Raw genomic sequence first — 19,448 nt, forward strand, 5'->3', positions numbered from 1 at the left:
TCGGACCGAAGGCCGCCACGCGCGCCGCGGCGTCGGGATCCAGTGCCGGCGTCACGGTGTCAGTGCTTCGTCGATTCGAAGCGGCTCTCGAGGCGCAGCGTCGGAGAGCGTTGCGCGGCAAGCACATCGGCCCGCTCAGCCATCGCGGCGCCCACCGCCTCGGGGTGCGTGTGCAGGTAGAAGTGTCCGGTGGTGGCCTGCTCGAACAGCGTCGCGGCGGCTTCCTGCGGGTCCATGGCCGTGGCCTTGATGTCGAGCATTGTCGAGCGTTGCGCCTCGGCGGCCTGAACGTCCACGCACCCGCCGGGGTCGACTCCGCCGGCCGACTCGAAGATGTTGGACGACACGGGGCCGGGAAGTACGGCCTGCACGTGGATGTGACGGCCGTGCCCGGTCGATTCGACCTCCAGGTACAGGCACTCGGTCAGCGCCAGCACCGCATGCTTGCTGACGATGTACGGGGCCTGCAGCGGAATCGCCACCACCGCGCCGACCGACGCGATGTTCCACACCCACACCCGCTCGTCGGTGGCCATCATCTTCGGCAGGAACGCCCGCACACCGTAGAAGACGCCGCTGACGTTGATGTCGATGATGCGCTGCCAGTTGGCCACCGGCGTGTCCCACAGGTAGCCGAACTGTTCGATGCCGGCGTTGTTGACCAGCAACCGCACCGCCCCGATATCCCGGTACACCCGCTCAGCAAGGTCCCGCACGGCGTCGGGGTCGCGGACGTCGCAGACGACGTCGACCGCGGACCCGCCTGCCGCGCGCAGTTCGTCGGCCACCGAGGCGGCCGCCGCCCCGTCGATGTCGGCCAGCACCACGGTCATGCCCAGCCCGCCGGCGTGGCGCGCCAAACCGGCCCCCAGTCCGGAGCCCGCTCCGGTGATGACGGCGACCCCGCCGCCGAACGATTCCCGGGCGCTCACGAACCCGCTGCGCTGTCGGCGGCCAACTCCGACAGCAGGACCGAGTTGGTGGCGTCCAGGACGACGTCCATCTCGGTGAACTGAAGTCCGTCGGCGCCGCGCCGGACCCCGACGTCGACGACCCCGCTGGACACCGCGAACGGCACGAAGTTGGCGATCTGGTTGACGAAGATGTAGAACCGAGCCCGGGTCACGTCACCGTCGGTGCCGGTGCGGTGCACATTGGTGGCGTGGTGGCGCAACGGGTACGGGCTCTGCGTGCGGTGCTCGGACAGCCACTCCATCACCGCGTCACGGCCGGTGAGCTCCGGTGACATCAACTCCTCGAAAGGGCTTGCGCCGGAATCGCTTCGGGTCAGATAGCGAACGTCCTCGGCGTAACTGGCCACCAGCACGTCGTAGTGGGCCTCGTCGTAGTGGTACCAGAAGCCGGCGATGAACTCCTGCAATTCGGGCAGCGTGATGTCGTTTGCCATGGGAGCAGTCAACTCCGCGGGTGGTCCCGACAACAGACCCGGTGCCCGGTCAGTGGAACGTGCCCGCGAGTCAACCGGTGATCAGGCTCCACAGCCCGCCCGCGCTCGCGTGCATCGCACTGTCGGTGACCTGCTGGTCCCAGTACCCCACCGAACCGAATTCCGAACGCCAGGCGAGCGCGGCCCGGGTGAATTCGTGCAGCCGGTGCTCGCGGGTGGTGCCCATGGCTCCGTGCACCTGGTGTGCGTTGCGCACCACCACCGAGGTCGCGTGGCCGGCACACGAACGTGCGACGGCGACAAGGAAGCCGAGATTCGGTCCCGACCATTGACTGGCCATCCCGGCACTCAGCGCCGCTTCCGTCGTGGCCCGAGCGAGCGCCGCCTCGGTCGCGATGTCGGACACCAGGTTCTGCAGGGCCTGGAATTTCGCCAGCGGGCGGCCGAACTGGACCCGGGAGGTCGCATGCTCGACGCACAGCTGCAGAATCCGGTCCAGCGCGGCGCACACCTGGATCGCGCGCACCAGCCCCGACTTCAGCCCGAGCTGGGTGATGAGGGCCGGGCCGGCCGGGGTACCTTCCAGAGCGGCCAGATCGGCGGCCACGGTGTCTCGCGGTTCGCCGATCAGGTTGACGCCCGCGGTGATGGTGAGTGTCGCGCGCGCGACGTCGGCGACCCGGTACTGCCCGTCGGCGCGCCACACGAGCACCACCCGGTCGGCCGAAGCGGCCCACGGCACCTGCGCCGCGGACCCCTTCGCGTCGAGCACGCAGACGGTCCGGACCGCGTCATCTACTGGCACTCCCGCCGCATCCAGTAGCCAGCATGCCAGTAAATCATGTTCCGCCAATGGGATTCGGACTCCGTGCTGGACGGCGGCGGCCAGGAGCTCGGCCGCTTCGGCCCAGCCGGCCCCGCTGCCGCCGTGCTGCTCGTCGCCAGTCAGCCGCACCAGGCCGAGTTCGTCGAGATGCCGCCACAGGTCCGGATCCCGCCGGACGGTCGTGGAGGGCGGACGCTTTTCGCGGTGTCCGGCGAACACCGCATCCATCATGTCGATGAGTGCGGGGTCGGGGCCGGGCCCGGCGGTCATCGCATGCCCAAGCCGCGCGCGACCACGCCACGCAGCACCTCGTTGGTGCCGCCGCGCAGTGTGAACCCGGGCCGCTGGTCGACGGCCGCATGTACCAGGCCGGCGAACACCGCATCGGGGGAGTCAAGTAGGTCGGCGAATTCCGCGATGTCGCCCTCGGTGGTGGTGCCCAGTACCTTGACGACGGCGGCGGGAAGGTCCGCGGGCTCGTGCCGCTCCAGCGCGCCGGCCACCGCGGTGGACATCTGATGCAGGCCGGCGATGCGCGCCACCAGCCGCCCCAGGTCCGGATCGCGGGGGATGGCATTGGCCGCCATGCGATCCGCGCAGGCCGCCAGCAGCACGAAGGTGGACAGGAACCGCTCGGGTCCGCTGCGCTCGAAGGCGAGCTCGGAGGTCACCTGCTGCCAGCCGTCGCCGATCTCGCCGAAGACCATCTCGTCGGGGACGAACGCAGAATCCAGGATCACCTCGTTGAAGTGGTGGGCGCCGTTCATGGACACGATCGGCCGGATCTCGACGCCGGGGCCGCGCAGGTCGACGATGAATTGGCTGAGCCCGGCGTGGCGGTGCGCCGGATCCACCTGCGCGGTGCGCGCCAGGACGATGAAGGCGTGGGCGCGGTGGGCCCCCGACGTCCAGACCTTGGTGCCGCTCAACGACCAGCCACCGTCGACGCGGGTGGCGCGGGTGCGCACACTGGCCAAATCCGAGCCCGAGTCCGGTTCGCTCATGCCGATGCCGAAGAAGCACTCGCCTCGCACGATGCGCGGCAGGAACTCCGACTTCTGCTGTTCGGTGCCGTATTTGAGCAGCGACGGCACGATCTGGCGGTCGGCGATCCAGTGCGCCGCCACGGGCGCGCCGGCGGCCAGCAGTTCCTCGGTGACGACAAACCGCTCCAGGAAGGACCGCCCGTGCCCGCCGTAGTCGACCGGCACCGTCATGCCCAGCCACCCACGTGCGGCCAGCGCGGCGGTGAAGTCCTCGTCCCATCCGGTCAGCCAGGCGTCGACGGACGGGGTGAACGCCCCGGCGGCCAGCTGGTCGGCGAGGAAGTCGCGCACCTCGGTGCGCAGGCCCTCGGTCGTCGCGGGGTCGACGCGGGCGGGCGGCACCAGCCGGGGGAGCGTCATCAGCGCGTTCTCCACTTGGCGATGCGCTGCTCGTGCTCGCGGTCGTGGTGGGCCAGCGGCTGCATGGCCGCGGCCATCCCCAGCGTCGACTCCAGGGTTCCGGTGCGCGACTCCTGCAGCAACCGCTTGGCCATCCGCAACGCGTGCGGCGGGTTCTTGGCGATGCGCTCGGCGAGCGCCCGCGCCTGGGGGAGCAGGTCGTCGTTGGCCACCACGCGGCTGATCATGCCCCAATCGAGTGCGGTCGCCGCATCCACGCGGTCGCCGGTGAACGTCATCTCGGCGGCGCGCTCGTAGCCGATCGCCCGCTGCAGAAACCAGGTGCCGCCGTCCCCCGGGATCAGGCCGAGTTGCACGAAGCTCTCTGCGAACGACGCCCGTTCGGAGGCGATGCGGATGTCGCACATCATCGCCAGATCGCAGCCCGCGCCGACGGCGGCCCCGTTGATCGCACCGATCAACGGCACCTCGAGACGTCCCAACGCCCTCGGGATGCGCTGGACGCCGTCGATGTAGGCGCGCCGCTGGTCGATCGCGTCGAGACCGAACATTCCGGCGCGGTCGGCCATTTCCTTGACATTGCCTCCGGCGGAAAAGATCTTGCCGTCCCCGGTCAGGATGACGGCGCGAACGGTGGTGTCGGCGTTCGCCGCATCGACGGCCGCCTCGAGCGCGGCGATGAAGTCGTTGCCGGTGATCGCGTTGCCCACCGCGGGCATGCTGATCGTCCACAGCTGCGTCGGCCCGTCGGCGGCGATGTGCAGAGGCGCGCTCATGCGGGCAACTGTAGAGACTTGGTCTGCAGGTACTCCTCGAACCCCGCTCGGCCCAGCTCACGGCCGATGCCCGATTTCTTGTAGCCGCCGAAGGGGGCGATCGGGTTGTAGTTGCCGCCGTTGATGTCGAGTTGGCCTGTCTGCACGCCGCGAGCGAACGCGATCGCGCGGTCGATGTCGCCCGCCCATACCGCGCCGGACAGGCCGTAGGGGGTGCAGTTGGCGATGCGCAGCGCGTCGGCGTCGTCGTCGAAGGGGATGACCGCGAGCACCGGCCCGAAGACCTCTTCCTGACCCAGTTCGGAGGCGGGGTCGACGTCGGCGAACACCGTGGGCGCGAGGTAGTACCCGATATCGCGGACCTTGTCGGGGCCGCCGGTGAGCAGCCGCGCACCGTCGCGCCGGGCGCGCTCGATGTAGCCGCGCGCGGTCTCGAACTGTTTGGCCGACGCCGACGGCCCGATGCGGGTGGCCGCGTCGAACGGATCGCCCACGGTGTATTTGGCCACCGCGGCCGCGACGAGGTCCAGCGCCTCGCCGTAGCGCGACCGCGGCACCAGCATCCGGGTCCAGGCCATGCACGTCTGCCCGCCGTTGAGGAACGCGTTGCCGACGCCCACCTTGACGGCGGTGGACAGGTCGGCGTCGTCAAGGATGACGTTGGCCGACTTGCCGCCGAGCTCGAGGGCCACCTTCTTCACCGACCGTCCCGCCAGCTCGGCGACCCGGGCGCCGACGCCGGTGGACCCGGTGAACGACACGAAATCGAGGTCGGGGTGCTCGGCGAGTCGTTCGCCGATCACCGCGCCGCTGCCGGATACCAGGTTCACCACGCCGGCGGGCAGGGCGGCCTCCTCGACTGCCTCGACGAACTCGAACACCGACAGCGGCGCCTCGTTGCTGGGCTTGAGCACCGTGGTGCAGCCGGCGGCGATCGCCGGCAGCACCTTGGCCACCACCTGATACAGCGGGTAGTTCCACGGCGTGATGGCTCCCACCACGCCGTAGGGTTCGCGCACGACGAGCGAATTGGCCACGTGCTCTTCGAATTCGAAAGTCTCGAGCACGCCGGCGAAACCTCGGGCGACGGCCAGCGGGACCTGGGTCTGCACAGTCTGCGCGATGCGCAGCGGCGCACCCATTTCGCGGCTGATGGTCTCGGCGATGTCGGGCAGCCGCGTCTCCATCGCGGCGATCACGGCGGCGACCCGCTCGCGGCGCTCGGCGACACTGATCAGCGGGTCGAAGGCGCGGCGGGCGGCGGCGACGGCGGCGTCGACGTCCTCGGCGGTACCGGCGGGCACCGACCCGATCGGCCGCTCGGTGGAGGGGTCGATCACCTCGATGACGTCCTCGCCGGCGGGCTTGACCCATTGCCCGTCGATGAACAGTGTGCGGCGGTCGTAGTCGTGCATGTGCGATTCCCTTCGGTCAGGGGACGATACTGGCCCGGACGTCGTGCTTGGCCTCGGCCGCGGTGAACGCATGATTGATGTCGTCGAGCGAATAGGTCGCTGCCGCAAGTCTGTTCAGCGGTAGCCGATCGTGGTTCTGCTCGAGGAAGGTTAGCGCCCGTGCCAGCACGGCCGGGTCGTAGAGCGAGACCCCCACCATCGACTTGTTGCCGAACACGAATCGCGACGGGTCGAATTCGAAGGTCTTGCCGATGTTGATGTTGCCGATCTCGACGTAACGGCCGAACTGCCCGAGCAATTTAAGCCCCTCGTCGATTGCGGAGGGGTGTCCGACCACCTCGACCACCACGTCGGCCCCTTGACCGTCGGTCAATCGGCGTACGACCTTGGCCCGGTCCTTGACTTCGGGCACTTCGGTGATGTCGATGACGTCGTCGGCGCCGAATGCGGTCGTGAGCTCCAGCCGTTCGGGTACCCCGTCGATGGCGATCACCCGGGCGGCGCCGCGCGCCTTGGCCACGGCGACGGCGTACAGACCCAGCGCACCCGCGCCCTGCACCACCACGTACTCGCCGAGCTGCGCATCGACCCGCTCCAGGCCGTACATGACCTGCGAGAGGGCGCAGTTGGCGCCCGCGGCGATGTCGTCGGAGACGGTGTCGGGAACGGTGTAGACCACCGCGCCGGCGGGCAGCAGGTAATAGTCGCCGTACCCGCCGACGAAGTAGGGCGGCTCGTCGGCGCGCCCGAGCATCGCCATCTTCAGGTTCACACACGCGTTGCGCCGCCCGGCCAGGCAGTTGCGGCACTCGTGGCAGCAGAAGAAGTAGGGGAAGACCACCCTGGTGCCCGGCGCCAGCGGTTTGCCGTTCGAATCCTTGCTGACACCGTCGCCGAGCGCCTCGATCGCGCCGACCATCTCGTGGCCCAGCACGGTGGGCAGCTGTCCGCCCAGGCCGCGAGTGGCGAAGGTGCCGTGCCAGGCGTGCACGTCCGAACCGCAGATGTTGGCGCGGCTGACCTTGATCAGGATCTCGCCGGGACCCACGTCGGGCAAGCTGACCGTTTCGATCTCGAACGGCTTGCCGGGCTCGTCGAACCGCGCGATGCGACCTGTGAACACGTCGGGCGCATTCCTTTCGGTGGTGTTGGGACTGACGGGGTCGCTACGTGGCGTGACCGGCGCGAACAGGAGCCACGTAGCTGGGTGACGACGGATCTGGTGGCGGCCAGATTAAGCCTTGCCCCCGCCGGTTGACGCGTTCCCTTCCCGCCCAGCGGTCACCGCTCTCGCGCGGATTGCTTGTGCAGCAATCACGGTCCAGGCGTCAGCGATGCGAGCGCCATCTCGATTCCCGTTCGCAAACCGCGTTTCAGGCGGCGGAAGTCGCCGTCCACCGCCCAGTGAACGTAGGCGTGTCTGCAGCACTGGATCACGAGTTGCGCCGGCAGTTCGCGACGAAACGGGTCCGCGCCGAGGTCGAACCGGGCCGCAAGGAACTCCGATATCGGCTCGGCCAGGTCTTCTCCCCAGTCAAGCCAGCGCAGCCTGTACTGCGGATAGTTGAGCATCAGGGCCAAGAACCGGCGGTCCGTCTCGACCTGCCCGCGCTTGGGGACTTCGGTACTGAACGCTTCCACCAAGGTGTCGACGGCGTTGCTCGTGGACGGGGCATGGTGAAGCACTTGGACACTGAGCCTGCCGAATTCGCGAAACAGCGGCATGACGACGTCTTCTTTTACCGGGAAGTGCCGGTGGAAGGTGCGAGGCGCGATCCCCGCCTCCTCGCAGATGCGCTCGACGGTTGCCGACGTCGATCCCTGGGCGAGGAAGATGTCGCGCGCTGCGATTGCGATATCCAAGCGGAGCTGCTCCGCGCGCCGTTCGCTTCGGGCCTGCTTACCGGGCGCGCTCACGTCAGACTCCCTTTCCGCCCGTGCGGGCGCGTCGAAACTGCGGGCAACGTCGGATTGTGGCTGACGCGATCGAGCCGGCATCCAGTGTCCCACTCAGCGGTCATCGCGACTGATCCTCTGGTGTCGTTTGTCCGTACCCTAGGGCTGTCAGATTCTGCCACACGTTGCAGAGTCTGCCAGGTTGTCTGGGGCGTCGAGCGTTGCCTCGATTCCCGGGATGGCTCGAAAGCTGCTGTTGCACGGTCGGACCTATAGAGACCCATAGAGACCTATCGAGGAGGAGCTCCGGTGAACATGACAGAAGACGGCTTGAACTATGACGACTACACCCACGACTTCATGGGAAAGGTCGGCAATGTGGAGGACTTCTCGCGGGACTTCCTGTTGGGGCTGGCCCGCGTCTTCGAGGACACCCTGAACTTCGTTCCCTACGCTCATGTCACCACCTACGCCCCCAGGGTAGGCATCAACACGGCCATGGACGTCGCCGCCGAGGTGTCGCGCGCCGGGATGCGGCAGGTGATGCCCATGGGCCGCTTCATAGCGCCCCCGGGGTGGGATTGGAAAAACGCTCAGTATCAAGCTATTCCATTCGATGTCCAAACGGAGGACTTCACAAAGGAAGCCCTCATCCGGCTGATCAAGACCTACTGGGACCAATATCTCAAGGGGCACAACTACTTCGTCGATCAATGGACGAAGATCATCCCCGAAGACGAAGTCTGGTTGGGTCTGCCGGACATGTACCAACTGATCATCGACTACGAATACCCCAAGCTGGCGAAGGTGCTGCGGATCAAGCCCGTGCACGTGGTCGACTACCTGAAATTGGCCTGCCTCAGCATCGACGGGACGCTCGGCTACGGCGGTGAGTACATCGTGCACAACCCCGATCACGTGGTTCTGAACATGCGGCGGTGCGAGGTGCTGCAGAAGTACACCGACGAAGGGCTGTACCCGCCGGCGCGGGCTTGGATGAACTGCACGTTCGAGCAGCGCATTTCCGCGCCGTTTTTCCTCGGCTGCAAACTCGACATCAACTTGCCGCCGAAGGATCTCAAGTTCGCCCAGGGCGAGCCGTTCTGCGTGTGGACCTACACCCGCGGCGAGGAGAACCATCGAGCTGCCGCAGCCGCGCCCGATCCCCGGGCCAGCGCCATGAAAAAGATCCCCATCATCCCGGTCTCCTGACCGGCGGCCAGCGGCGATTATCGAGAGCCGAACATTTCTCGCAATTCGCGCTTGAGGAGCTTTCCGCTGGGGTTCTTGGGAAGCGAATCGACGAAGAAGACACGCTTGGGCGTTTTGAAGCCCGCCAGGTGCCCTCGACAGTGGGCTACGACGTCCTGCTCGGTCAACGTCACGCCGTCGCGAGGCACGATCGCCGCCACCACCGCCTCCACCCACACCGGGTGCGCCATGCCGAACACCGCCACCTCTTCAACACCGCTGTGGCGGTACAGAACCTCCTCGACCTCTCGGCTGGCGACGTTCTCGCCGCCGGTCTTGATCATGTCCTTCTTGCGGTCGACAACGTGCAGCAGCCCGTGCTCGTCGTAGAAGCCCAAGTCGCCCGAGTGGAACCAACCGCCTCGGAAGGCTTCGGCGGTGCGATCCGGGTCATCCAGGTAGCCGAGCATCAAATGCGGGCTGCGGTGCGCGATTTCGCCGACGACACCTGTGGTGACCGGTTCATCCTTGTCGTCGAGGATCGTCGTCTCCACGTTGGCGACCGGGCGCCCGGCTGAACCGGCATGCTGGTCTTGCTCGTCGGGGCCCAGGGCGGACGCCAGTGGCGCCATTTCGGTCTGGCCATAGAAGTTCCACAGCCTCAGTTCCGGTAGGCGTTGCCGAATCTCGGCCAAAATCTCGACCGGCATGGCCGACGCACCGTAGTAGCCCTTGCGCAGGCTGGACAGATCCACCTCATCGAACACCGGTGAACGCAGCAGCGAGATCCAGACCGTCGGGGGAGCGAAGTAGTTGGTGACGCGGTAGCGCTCGATCGTGCGTAGCACCGTTTCGGGGTCTGGGCGGGGCAGGATGATGCTGGTGGCACCCAGGTAGATGTCGGTGGCCAAAAAGTTGTCCAGCTGCGCGCAGTGGTACAACGGCAGCGAATGGATCTCGATGTCGTCATGGGCCATCTCCCCGGCGACGATGGTGCTCACGTACTGCCACATCAGGCTGCGGCTGGTGTGCATGGCCGCCTTGGGACGGGACTCGGTGCCGCTGGTGTACATCAGCCGCACCAGCTGGTCGTCGTCGATGTGCGGGCTCGGCGGCGCGTTGTCGGTGTCCAGCCAGTGCGCGAAGTCGTCCCAGCCGGGCGGGGCCTCACGGCCGGCGGGCGCCAACGCAACCCGGGTTGTGACCACACCGCCGCGCCGCATCGCCTCTTCGGCCGTCGCTGTCATTTCGGACTCGACGATGAATCCGCGGGCCCGGCAGTGGCCGAGAATGTACGCGATCTCCTCGGCGGTCAGCATGAAGTTGATCGGCACCAGGACCACGCCGGCGCGCGCCGTCGCGAACGCCAGCACGGCGTACTCCCAGCAATTGTGCGAAAGCAATGCGACACGGTCGCCGACGCCAAACCCGTTGTTCTGCAACGCGGCCGCCGCGCGATCGACCAACCGATCGAAGTCCGTGAAACTCAACGCGACGTCGCCGTCGATGATCGCAGTCTTGTCGGGGTGCCGGCGAGCCGACCGGCGGGGGACATCGCCGAGTCCGTTGCTGCGAGCCCGCGCGACGATCGCGTCCAGATCCTGGGACTGCATTCCCGCCACGGTAGGCGCGAACACCCGGTTGCGGGCCATCGGCGTCCCGCTGAGTAGACAAGGGGCTGCACGCGACCGCGGATCGCCCCAATACTTGCCGGCATGAGCGCTGGCGTCCCCGTCACGACCGAAGGCACCGGATACGTCCACCTGGACCCCGAAGAGTTGCGAGCCAACCTGCGCCAGGCCGATCCCGGCGTGCTGGTTGCCGTGCTGGCGCAACTGACCGGTGACCCAGGGGTCGTCGAGCGGTTCGCAGGGAAGATCAGCTACGTCCCCGATCCGCCCGAGCAAGCCGGTGTCACCGATCCCGCAACGGCCGCGGAGCTGGTCGACGCGGTCGTCGCGGCGCTGCAGTCGCCCCGCCCGAGCGACGCCGTCCGTGCCGACGACCGCGACCTTTTCGCCCGTATCGCACCCGTCGCCCTGGGGGGCGAAATCGGTCCCGAGTACCTCCCGCTGCTGCTCGAGCAGGGCGGATTCCAGCCGTCCCAGCCGGTACTGCCGCGCACCGCCAAGCTTCCCGACGGCTTCAAGGTCGCCATCATCGGCGCGGGAATCGCCGGAATCACCGCCGCGCTCGCGTGCACAGACGCCGGCATCGACTACCAGATCATCGAGCGACACGGCGAGGTCGGCGGAACCTGGTACACGACAACCTATCCGGGCATCGGTGTGGACACCCCGTCGGCGTACTACTCGCTGTCGCGCGACATCAACGGCGACTGGTCGAGTTACTACCCGCAGGGCGCCGAGTACCAGTCCTACCTGGTGTCGGTGGCCGACAAGAACGACCTGCGCAGCCACACGCGGTTCGGCACCGAGGTCGAAGTGCTGTGGTGGGACGAAACCCGCCAGCAGTGGGAAATCCACGCGGTCGGTCCCAATGGCGCCCGCGACATCAGCTACGCGAACGCGGTGATTCCTGCGGCCGGTTATCTCAACCGTCCGCGCTGGCCGGACCTGCCCGGCCTGGAGACATTCGCGGGGGTTTCCGTCCATTCCGCCCAATGGGATCCCGATCTGGACCTGACGGGCAAGAGGGTTGCAGTGATCGGCGCCGGTTGCACCGCGGTGCAGATCGTCGACGCGTGCGTCGACCAGATTGCGCATCTGACGGTATTCCAGCGGCAGCCGCACTGGGTGGCACCGCGGCGACGGGCGTCCGACGACGTTCCGGCCTACCAGCGGTGGCTGGGCACCAGGGTGCCGCACTACGCGAATTGGGTTCGCCTCAAGTCGTATTGGGGGACGGCGGACAACAACTACCCGGTGATTTTGCATGACCCGGAGTGGGCGGCCGAGCATCTGTCGATCTCGCCGGCCAATGACGTGCTGCTGCGGATGTGTCAGGACTACATCGATCGGGTGTTCGGCGCCGGCAGCGAACTGGCCCGCAAGGTCACGCCCGACTTCGCTCCCTACGGCAAGCGGATCATCCGGGATCCCGGCGGCTACTACGCCGCGCTGGCGCGCGAGCATGTGGACGTCGAGGCGAGCGAACCGGCGCGGGTCAACGAGGCCGGCATCGTCACGGCCGACGGCCGGCAGATCGACCTCGACATCATCATCTACGCGACCGGCTACTACCTGGATTTCCTGTCCACCGTTGACATCCGGGGCCGCGGCGGCAAGAAGCTCAGCGACGAGTGGGGCGACATCCCGCGGGCCTACCGCGGCGGGATGGTGCCCGGTTTCCCGAACATGTTCGTTTCGTCGGCCCCCAACTACAGCCCGGGGCACGGGGCGGGCCACAACTTCGGCGTCGAGGTGATGGTGCACTACGTCATGGAATGCCTGCAGCTGATGGCGCTGCGCAAGGCGGCCACCATCGAGGTCACGCAGAGCGCCTACGAGCGCTATGTCGCCGACATCGACCAGACCATGGCCGGTACCGTCTGGTGCCACACTCCGTCCGCCCACACCTACTACCGCTCGGGCGGAGGGCGGATCGTGACCGCGTTCCCGTATCGCCTCATCGACTTCTGGCGCGACCATCGCGCGCCGCTCGAAGAGGATTTCACGCTGCGATGAGCGGACTCCTTTCCGGCAGAACGGCATTGGTGACCGGCAGCAGCCGTGGCATCGGCCGGGCGATCGCGCAGCGCCTGGCCGCCGAAGGCGCCACCGTGGCGGTCACCGCGCGATCGCATGCCCCGTCCTTGTCGACGCGGGCAGGAACGACCGCGGCGCTGCCGGGCACCATCGCCGAGACGGTCGGTCTCATCGAGGCCGCGGGCGGCCAGGCGTTCGGCGTCGCGGCCGACCTGGAGGACGCCGAGCAGCGCGACGGGCTGATCGGCGAGGTGCTCGAGCGCGCCGGCCGACTCGACATCCTGGTCAACAACGCCGGTTTCGCCGACTACTCGCTGGTCGAGGCGATGAGCCTGGAAACGTTCGACCGCACCGTGGAGCACTACCTGCGCGTGCCGTTCGTCCTGACGAAAGCGGCGGTGCCCCAGATGCGCAAGCAAGGCGCGGGCTGGATCGTCAACATCGGCTCGGTCACCGGCGTGGCGCCGGTGCGGCCCTACCGGGAATACAACAAGATCTCGGGCGACGTCATCTACGCGTCGATGAAGGCCGCCCTGCACCGGTTCACCCAGGGGGTGGCCGCGGAACTTCTCGACGCCGACATCGCCGTCAACTGCGTCGGCCCCTCGACGGCGGTCCGCACACCCGGCGCTGCGCAACTCATTCCGGATACTTTCCCGACCGAGCCGGTGGAATACCTAGCCGAGACGGTGCTGGCGATGTGTCATCTGCCCGCCGCGCAGCGCACCGGCTTGGTGGCGTTCAGCCTGCACTATCCGTGGTCGCAGCAGTTGCCGGTGCACAGCTTGGATGGCACCACGGTGTTGCCGCCGCTGCAGCCACCCGCGACGGCCAACCCGAACATCTCTCCCGCGGGGCTCTAACCCAGTACGGGCCCGGTGCTGGCGCAGAAGCTGTGACAGACGCGGTCGCGCACGATGACGTCGGGGCATTCGGGGTCGAACCAGCGATCCACGACCGCCCAGTGGATCGGATGCATCAGGTAGGGCCCGGTCAAACCGTCCGCGTCGGTGAAAAGCTGTTCGAACACATGAGTCCACGCCGAGGTGCCGGTCGCCTCCTCCACCCTGCTCAGCTGCCAGTCGGTGATCGTGCGCACGTACCGCGGCATCAGCCGCAGGTCGGCCTCGAAACGGGCGATGGTGGCCGCATCGGTGCCGGGCAGCACACTCAACAGCAGCGCCCGGTAAACGGTTCCCGGTCTGTCGTTGCCGAGTACGGGCGTTCCCGAGTAGGCCGCGCCGTTCACCCGGCTGACCGCGGACTCGGCGAAGAGCTCGGCGAAACGGCCTGCCGTGCAGTCCCATTGGCTTTTGACGGCAAAGCGGAGGTGAACCAGGATGTCGCCGCCGTTACGCGAACCGGGCAGCGTGGGCGCCACCACCCAACGCAGCGCTCCGGCGTTGGACGCGGCCCCACGCAATCCGGCGAGCATGCGGTCGCGGTCCGGCTCGGCGACATCGATCAGCCGGGTGACGCTATACATTGCAAAGTCCGTCCACGTCGGCGGCGGCCGCAGCGAACGACCGGGACCGTTCGACCACCAAGCCACCGACCTTTGTCCACCATTCGCCCAGCGCCGGGTCCGGCCGGCCTTTCCAGGTCATCTGCCACCACGCCGGTGCGCTCGGCAGCGTCCAGGTGATGGTGACCGTGTTGACCCGCTCCACTGATTCGTCGAACCAGATGGGCGGGCTGACCAGAACGTCACGCAGCGTCATGCCCCGTGCGCGTGCGCCGGGAGCGTATTCGGCGAGGTAGGTGTCGACGAATCGACGGGCACATCCGGGCCGAGTGACGACCCGATCGATCACGAAGATTTCACCGTCGGCCATGAGCCGACCGTATGACACCGGCGCGGCCCGGCGAGGCCGGCTCCCGATTATCGGGAACCTGGTGTTGACCGGCGCCGAATGCGGGGCAACGGTAGCCGGATGAGCACCGCAGCTCCCGATCCTTTCGCCCCCGCCACCTTGGGTCCGGTGAGGTTGCGCAACAGGGTGATCAAGGCCGCCACCTCGGAAGGTCGTTCGCCGGACGGGCTGGTCACCGACGACCTGATCGAATTCCACCGCGCCTTCTCGCGCGGCGGCGTCGGCATGACGACGGTCGCCTACTGCTGTGTGGCGCCGGAAGGGGCCAGTGCACCCGGCCAGATCGTGATGAGCCGGCGGGCGCTGCCGGGGCTGCGTCGCCTGACCGACGCCGTGCACGCCGACGGGGCCGCGATCTCCGCGCAGCTGGGCCACGCCGGGGTGGTGGCGCAGAAGAAGCTGACCGGGGTGACCCCGGTGGCGCCGAGCCGGTTCGTCAACCCCGCGTCCATGGGTTATTGCCGGGCGATCACCCGCGCCGAGATCGCGGCCGTGATCGACCAGTTCGGCGCCGCGGCGCGGGTGGCCGCCGATGCCGGCTTCGACTCCGTGGAACTGCATTTCGGTCACCTCTATCTGCCGAGCTCGTTCCTGAGCCCGCTGATCAACCGCCGCAAGGACGACTATGGCGGCGACATTGACAACCGCTCGCGCCTATGCCGCGAGATCGCCCGGCGGGTACGCGACGAGATCGGCGAGCGGATCGCGGTGACGGCCAAGTTGGATATGGACGACGGTGTGCCCGGCAGCATCTGGGTCGACGAAGCACTGCGGACCGCCGCGCTCCTGGATGCCGACGCGACCCTCGACGCGATCGAATTGACCCAGGGATCTTCGGTGTTCAAGCCCATGTATCTATTCCGCGGTGACGTCCCCGTCAGGGAGTTCGCCCAGGTCATGCCGCAGCCCATGCGCACGGGCATTCGGGTCATCGGCAAATGGGCGATGGGAGACTATCCGTACCACGACCTCTACATGCTGGAAAACGCCCGGCAATTTGTCCCGGTGATCCGCAACACGAAGCTGATCCTGCTGGGCGGCATCACCAACCGCGACCACGTCAAGACCGGTATGCGCGAGGGCTTCGACTTCGTGGCGATGGGCCGCGCGCTGCTGCGCGAGCCCGACCTGGTCGCCCGGATGGCCGCCGACCCCGCCGTGCGCAGCCGGTGTACCCACAACAACAAGTGCATGGTCACGGTGTTCGGCCGGACGCACTGCGTCTTGGACCCAGATCAGCGTTACGAGGCGGCAGAGCCGTTGCGGGCGAAAACTCTACCGCCGCAGCAGGTCGGCTAGCGCCGCAGTGGCCGATTTTCGGGCCTGATGCGCGAGGTCAAGCATCGGCATCGTCATGAAGCCGTGGATGCCGCCCTCGTAGTCCAGTCGCACCGTTGGGACGCCTGCCGCCTGCAATGCCGCGCTGAAGGCCAGTCCCTCATCGCGAAGTGGGTCGTGGCCGGCGATCACGACGACTGCGGGCGGCAGACCGCTCAGCTCCGCATGCAGGGGCGCGGCATACGGGTGAGTGCGGTCGCCCGCTGCGGGCACATAACAGTCCCAGTACCACTGCAGGGCCGGCTTCGGGTTGTAGTAGCCCCGACCGAACAGGCGGTAGGACTCGGTGTCGAAGTCGGCGGCGATCACCGGATACAGCAGCAGCTGGCCGGCCAGCGCCGGTCCGCCGCGGTCGCGGGCCATGATCGCGGTCACCGCGGCCAGGTTGCCGCCGGCGCTGTCGCCGCCGACGACGAGACGCCCGGCGTCGCCGCCGAGGGTGGCGGCGCTGTCGGCGCACCAGCGTGTCACCGCGTAGACGTCTTCGGCGGCCGCCGGCCACGGGTTCTCCGGCGCCAGCCGGTATCCGACCGAAACCACCACCGCGGGAAAGAGTTTGGCGATGCTGCGGCACAGGCCGTCGTGAGTGTCCAGATCGCAGAACACGAACCCGCCTCCGTGCGCGTAGACCAGTATCGGCAGCGGGTCGACGGCTTCGGGCCGGTAGACGCGCACCGCGATCGAGCCGTGCGGGCCGGTGACTATGCGGTCCGTGACTTCGCCGATGGGCTCGGGTTGGGCCGGCGGGACGAACCTGGACCTGATCAGATCGCGGGCCTCCACGCCGGTCATGTCGTGGACAGCGGGGAACCCGCCGTCCAGTTGCTCGATGATGGCGGCGATCTGGGGGTCGAGGCTCACGCGTATTGCAGGGTCGGGTGCGGCGCCGCGGCCGGCCGCGGCCGCGGGGGTAGCAAGGGCCGCAGCGGCTGCAGGGTGGGTGCGACACGTTGCGGGCCGCCTTCGACGTTGCGCCAGACGGCCATAGCGGTCATCCGAACCGGAGCGGCGAGGCGCTGGTCGAAGGTCACCCGGTTCATCGGGCCGCACACCGACACGGCGGCCACCGCTTCACCGGGGTTCCCGATGGGCGCTGCCACGCAACCGAACCCGAGCAGCGACTCTTCGCGCTCGAACGCGACACCGTGAGCGCGGACCTTGGATAGTTCCGCTGCCAGTTGCGCGGCACTCGAGATCGAGTATTTGGTCAAGCGGGCCCGCGGATCGATGCCCGCTCGCTCATCGCCGTAGGCCAGGATCGCCTTGCCGACGGCGGTGCAGTGTGCCGGCTGCCGGCCGCCTACCCTGGTGGGAATCGCGTTGCTCAGCCGGTCGCCGATCTTCTCGAGGTAGACGACATCGGGGCCGTCCAAGACGGCCAGATGTACGACCAGGCCCGTGGCGCGGTGCAATTCCCCCAGCAGCGGGGTGGCCGCGCGCACCAGCCGATCTTGATGCACGGCCAATGAGCCGAGCTCAACCAGCCGCATTCCCAGCTCGTAGTCGCGGCCACTGCGGCGTAACCAGCGGAGCTGAACCAGCCGCTCCAGCATGCGGTGTGCCGATGAGCGCGGCAGTCCGGTGCGTCGCACTATTTGAGCCAGCGTCAGCCGTCCCGGTCCGTCGAACGCGTCGAGCACCAGCGAGATGCGGTCGATAACGGCGCTGGGCGTGGTGGATTCGACGGTGTCATCGGTCGGAGCCATCGGTCGGTCCTCCAAGAGGTTGGTCTGCCTGGCTGGAATATTCCTATTAGGAATATCCGTTTCTATCACATCGTGTGGCTGCTGTCACAAACACGCGCCGAGCAGACGCAGAAACCCCGACACGCTGGGCGTACGGAGGTTTTTGTGTCTGCTCGGCCGAGAACCACCGGGCTGCGCGGGCGCGGATCAGGCCGGGGGACAGATAGCGCGGCATCGCCTCGCGCTGGGAGCGGCCCGTGGCTTCCCGGGGGCCCCGTCGTGCCTATCCCGTCGGAATTTCGTCCTTGTGCCGCGGGCAATACGCGTCGATGCTCGCCCCGACGAAGTAGCCGGCATGGTATTCCGGCAGGCCGCTACTCTGCCTCGATTTTTCATGGTGGGTCGGGTGCTCCCGTGAGGTGTGCTGAGGTCTGCTGGTGGGCGTGGTTTTCGGTCGCAGGGGAGGTGCCGGCGCCGCGTGTCGTGCGGTGGCGCCGGGTTCCTTGGTCCCGGTGGGTGTTGCTCCTTCCTGGGGTTGTTCGGACAGGTGCCAGGTGGTCAGGGGATCGCCAGCACGCGGTGGAACGCGGTTTCCAGTGCTGTTGCCCAGGGCCAGGTTTGGGGTATTCGCAGGATTTGTTTGCGGGAATGGCTGATGATGCGGGCTGCGGTGTGCAGCAGCCGGTAGCGCAGGGTCTGTGGTTCGGCGACGGCCAGGGTGCCATCGAGCAGCAGCAGCCGGGTCCAGCACAGCAGGTCGACGGCCAGGGCGACTGCGGCCACCCACGCGCGGTTCATCGCATAGGACGATGACGGCCATTTGGCCAGGCCGGTGTCTTTGGCGCAGCGGATGAATCCTTCGACGCGGGCGTGCACCCGGTGGCGGGCTTCCAGACGCTGGGCTTGCCCGCCGGCGGTGTTGGTGGCCACCGGTTGGTAGCGGTAGCCGTTGGTCTGCTCGAACAGCGAGAGTTGTGCTCCGGTCTCGATGGGTTCGCGGCGCACCAGGATCCGCATCCCCGCTGGCCAGGTGGATAGTTTGTCGCCGCCGTGGCTTTCCCGCAGCAGGCCGGTGACCTCGGCGGCCTGTGCGTCCTCGCGCGGGGTGCCGGTGGCATCCAGTGCTGGTTCCCACCCGGTCTCGGGCAGCAGCGCCAGCGCGGCACGCACCCGGGCATCCAGGTCGAAGCCGACCGAGTACGCGATGCTGTAGCCGGCGCGGGTGTTGAGCTTGGTGATGTGGTCGATCACCTTGTGGCTGGAGCCCGCACCGTCGATGGTGATCAGCAGGTTGTGCCGCCACTTGGCGGGGATCGCGGCGATCGCGGCGTCGATGATGGCGATGTGATCGGCGGCGGTGTTGGAGCCGGCGTTACCGGCTCGCGCGATGATGGCCAGCAGCTCGCCGGTATTGTCACACCACGCAGTCAGCGGATGAAAACCGTATCCGCCCTTGAAATTTCCCGCTGCCGATTCCTTATCGGAGTACGAGGTGATCAAGGTGGCGTCGATGCGGATGCAGATCACATCATCGAGATCACCGTAGCAGGTGGCCACCGGCGGAATCTTCCCGTGGCGGGCCTCGATGCGCTCCCATACCCGGGCGCGGACCCGATCCCGCGCCAGCGCCAGCGCCAGCCGCCCCAGCGCCGCGTCGTCGAGTTCGTTGAGTGCCCGCCATGCCGTGGTGGTCGAGGCGACCGGCCCGAACACCCGCTTTTGATCGCCCAGGACCGCGATGTCGCAGATGCTGGTCGCGCCGTCGGCGATCCCCACCGCCAGGTCCCGCATCACCGCTCCCCGGTCGTGGACCACGTCGGGCCGGTACAGCGCATCCGACAATGCGCCGGTCAGCCCCGTCTTATCGGCCAACATCCGGGTGATCACACTGCCGGTGTGTGACACCACATCGTCGCCGCGGACCTCCACGTCGAGGTGCCGGGACCATTCTGTTGTAGCCTGCAT

General features: G+C 67.7%; 18 protein-coding genes. 4 read left to right on the forward strand and 14 right to left on the reverse strand.

The window, feature by feature from the left end; all coding sequences use genetic code 11:
* Positions 1-59: 59 nt before the first annotated feature.
* The 8 genes from ACJ512_RS13850 to ACJ512_RS13885 all read right to left on the reverse strand — a co-directional run bounded on the left by ACJ512_RS13850 (position 60) and on the right by ACJ512_RS13885 (position 7,748).
* Complete coding sequence (locus ACJ512_RS13850; RefSeq protein ID WP_407688019.1) at positions 60-932, reverse strand: SDR family NAD(P)-dependent oxidoreductase; 873 nt, start codon at positions 930-932, stop codon at positions 60-62.
* Positions 929-1,408, reverse strand: coding sequence for a nuclear transport factor 2 family protein (locus ACJ512_RS13855; RefSeq protein WP_407688020.1), 480 nt, complete (start codon positions 1,406-1,408; stop codon positions 929-931). The genes ACJ512_RS13850 and ACJ512_RS13855 overlap by 4 nt, the downstream gene beginning before the upstream one ends.
* A gap of 70 nt (positions 1,409-1,478) precedes the next feature.
* A complete protein-coding gene (locus tag ACJ512_RS13860) occupies positions 1,479-2,504 on the reverse strand; it encodes an acyl-CoA dehydrogenase family protein (RefSeq protein WP_407688021.1) in 1,026 nt (341 codons plus the stop codon).
* On the reverse strand, positions 2,501-3,640 hold the full coding sequence (locus ACJ512_RS13865) for an acyl-CoA dehydrogenase family protein (protein ID WP_407688022.1): 1,140 nt from the start codon (positions 3,638-3,640) through the stop codon (positions 2,501-2,503). The genes ACJ512_RS13860 and ACJ512_RS13865 overlap by 4 nt, the downstream gene beginning before the upstream one ends.
* On the reverse strand, positions 3,640-4,416 hold the full coding sequence (locus tag ACJ512_RS13870; RefSeq protein ID WP_407688023.1) for a crotonase/enoyl-CoA hydratase family protein: 777 nt from the start codon (positions 4,414-4,416) through the stop codon (positions 3,640-3,642). The genes ACJ512_RS13865 and ACJ512_RS13870 overlap by 1 nt, the downstream gene beginning before the upstream one ends.
* Positions 4,413-5,831, reverse strand: coding sequence for an aldehyde dehydrogenase family protein (locus tag ACJ512_RS13875; RefSeq protein ID WP_407688024.1), 1,419 nt, complete (start codon positions 5,829-5,831; stop codon positions 4,413-4,415). Before ACJ512_RS13875 ends, ACJ512_RS13870 begins: the two co-directional genes overlap by 4 nt.
* Positions 5,832-5,847: 16 nt before the next feature.
* Positions 5,848-6,954 carry a zinc-binding dehydrogenase gene (locus ACJ512_RS13880; RefSeq protein ID WP_407688025.1) on the reverse strand — a complete coding sequence of 369 codons (1,107 nt, stop codon included), beginning with the start codon at positions 6,952-6,954 and terminating at the stop codon, positions 5,848-5,850.
* Positions 6,955-7,145: 191 nt separating this feature from the next.
* Entirely contained in the window at positions 7,146-7,748 is a 603-nt protein-coding gene (locus tag ACJ512_RS13885; protein WP_407688026.1) for a TetR/AcrR family transcriptional regulator, read from the reverse strand.
* A gap of 294 nt (positions 7,749-8,042) precedes the next feature.
* Between ACJ512_RS13885 and ACJ512_RS13890 the strand changes: the two genes are divergently transcribed.
* Positions 8,043-8,939 (forward strand): hypothetical protein, encoded by an 897-nt coding sequence (locus ACJ512_RS13890; protein WP_407688027.1) that lies wholly within the window; start codon positions 8,043-8,045, stop codon positions 8,937-8,939.
* A 17-nt stretch (positions 8,940-8,956) separates the two neighbouring features.
* On the opposite strand, the gene ACJ512_RS13895 is transcribed toward ACJ512_RS13890, so the two are convergent.
* The gene (locus tag ACJ512_RS13895; RefSeq protein ID WP_407688028.1) at positions 8,957-10,531 is read right to left on the reverse strand and encodes an acyl-CoA synthetase; all 1,575 of its coding nucleotides are present in this window, start codon (positions 10,529-10,531) and stop codon (positions 8,957-8,959) included.
* Positions 10,532-10,633: 102 nt separating this feature from the next.
* On the opposite strand from ACJ512_RS13895, the gene ACJ512_RS13900 reads away from it, so the two are divergent.
* Both ACJ512_RS13900 and ACJ512_RS13905 read left to right on the forward strand, forming a co-directional pair.
* Entirely contained in the window at positions 10,634-12,565 is a 1,932-nt protein-coding gene (locus ACJ512_RS13900; protein ID WP_407688029.1) for a flavin-containing monooxygenase, read from the forward strand.
* A complete protein-coding gene (locus ACJ512_RS13905) occupies positions 12,562-13,449 on the forward strand; it encodes an SDR family NAD(P)-dependent oxidoreductase (protein ID WP_407688030.1) in 888 nt (295 codons plus the stop codon). Before ACJ512_RS13900 ends, ACJ512_RS13905 begins: the two co-directional genes overlap by 4 nt.
* Here the strand turns inward: ACJ512_RS13905 and ACJ512_RS13910 are convergent.
* Complete coding sequence (locus tag ACJ512_RS13910; RefSeq protein ID WP_407688031.1) at positions 13,446-14,072, reverse strand: Dabb family protein; 627 nt, start codon at positions 14,070-14,072, stop codon at positions 13,446-13,448. The genes ACJ512_RS13905 and ACJ512_RS13910 overlap by 4 nt on opposite strands.
* A complete protein-coding gene (locus ACJ512_RS13915) occupies positions 14,065-14,421 on the reverse strand; it encodes a hypothetical protein (RefSeq protein WP_407688032.1) in 357 nt (118 codons plus the stop codon). Before ACJ512_RS13915 ends, ACJ512_RS13910 begins: the two co-directional genes overlap by 8 nt.
* A gap of 99 nt (positions 14,422-14,520) precedes the next feature.
* On the opposite strand from ACJ512_RS13915, the gene ACJ512_RS13920 reads away from it, so the two are divergent.
* Complete coding sequence (locus tag ACJ512_RS13920; protein WP_407688033.1) at positions 14,521-15,759, forward strand: NADH:flavin oxidoreductase; 1,239 nt, start codon at positions 14,521-14,523, stop codon at positions 15,757-15,759.
* Here ACJ512_RS13920 and ACJ512_RS13925 read toward each other — a convergent pair.
* The 3 genes from ACJ512_RS13925 to ACJ512_RS13935 all read right to left on the reverse strand — a co-directional run bounded on the left by ACJ512_RS13925 (position 15,736) and on the right by ACJ512_RS13935 (position 19,448).
* A complete protein-coding gene (locus tag ACJ512_RS13925) occupies positions 15,736-16,659 on the reverse strand; it encodes an alpha/beta hydrolase (protein ID WP_407688034.1) in 924 nt (307 codons plus the stop codon). The genes ACJ512_RS13920 and ACJ512_RS13925 overlap by 24 nt on opposite strands.
* Positions 16,656-17,504: an IclR family transcriptional regulator gene (locus ACJ512_RS13930; protein ID WP_407688035.1), complete on the reverse strand. Its 849-nt coding sequence runs from the start codon at positions 17,502-17,504 to the stop codon at positions 16,656-16,658. Before ACJ512_RS13930 ends, ACJ512_RS13925 begins: the two co-directional genes overlap by 4 nt.
* A 537-nt stretch (positions 17,505-18,041) precedes the next feature.
* Positions 18,042-19,448, reverse strand: a complete 1,407-nt coding sequence (locus tag ACJ512_RS13935; RefSeq protein WP_461480081.1) for an IS1380 family transposase — start codon at positions 19,446-19,448, stop codon at positions 18,042-18,044.

This window comes from Mycobacterium cajalii (genome assembly GCF_045809005.2).
Taxonomy (GTDB): domain Bacteria; phylum Actinomycetota; class Actinomycetes; order Mycobacteriales; family Mycobacteriaceae; genus Mycobacterium.

Coding starts and splice junctions, on each gene's coding strand:
- ACJ512_RS13865 (WP_407688022.1), bottom strand. CDS start 3,640: ATGACGCTCCCCCGGCTGGTGCCGCCCGCCCGCGTCGACCCCGCGACG.
- ACJ512_RS13890 (WP_407688027.1), top strand. CDS start 8,043: ATGACAGAAGACGGCTTGAACTATGACGACTACACCCACGACTTCATG.
- ACJ512_RS13875 (WP_407688024.1), bottom strand. CDS start 5,831: ATGCACGACTACGACCGCCGCACACTGTTCATCGACGGGCAATGGGTC.
- ACJ512_RS13915 (WP_407688032.1), bottom strand. CDS start 14,421: ATGGCCGACGGTGAAATCTTCGTGATCGATCGGGTCGTCACTCGGCCC.
- ACJ512_RS13905 (WP_407688030.1), top strand. CDS start 12,562: ATGAGCGGACTCCTTTCCGGCAGAACGGCATTGGTGACCGGCAGCAGC.
- ACJ512_RS13910 (WP_407688031.1), bottom strand. CDS start 14,072: ATGTATAGCGTCACCCGGCTGATCGATGTCGCCGAGCCGGACCGCGAC.
- ACJ512_RS13900 (WP_407688029.1), top strand. CDS start 10,634: ATGAGCGCTGGCGTCCCCGTCACGACCGAAGGCACCGGATACGTCCAC.
- ACJ512_RS13895 (WP_407688028.1), bottom strand. CDS start 10,531: ATGCAGTCCCAGGATCTGGACGCGATCGTCGCGCGGGCTCGCAGCAAC.
- ACJ512_RS13855 (WP_407688020.1), bottom strand. CDS start 1,408: ATGGCAAACGACATCACGCTGCCCGAATTGCAGGAGTTCATCGCCGGC.
- ACJ512_RS13920 (WP_407688033.1), top strand. CDS start 14,521: ATGAGCACCGCAGCTCCCGATCCTTTCGCCCCCGCCACCTTGGGTCCG.
- ACJ512_RS13860 (WP_407688021.1), bottom strand. CDS start 2,504: ATGACCGCCGGGCCCGGCCCCGACCCCGCACTCATCGACATGATGGAT.
- ACJ512_RS13935 (WP_461480081.1), bottom strand. CDS start 19,448: ATGCAGGCTACAACAGAATGGTCCCGGCACCTCGACGTGGAGGTCCGC.
- ACJ512_RS13870 (WP_407688023.1), bottom strand. CDS start 4,416: ATGAGCGCGCCTCTGCACATCGCCGCCGACGGGCCGACGCAGCTGTGG.
- ACJ512_RS13930 (WP_407688035.1), bottom strand. CDS start 17,504: ATGGCTCCGACCGATGACACCGTCGAATCCACCACGCCCAGCGCCGTT.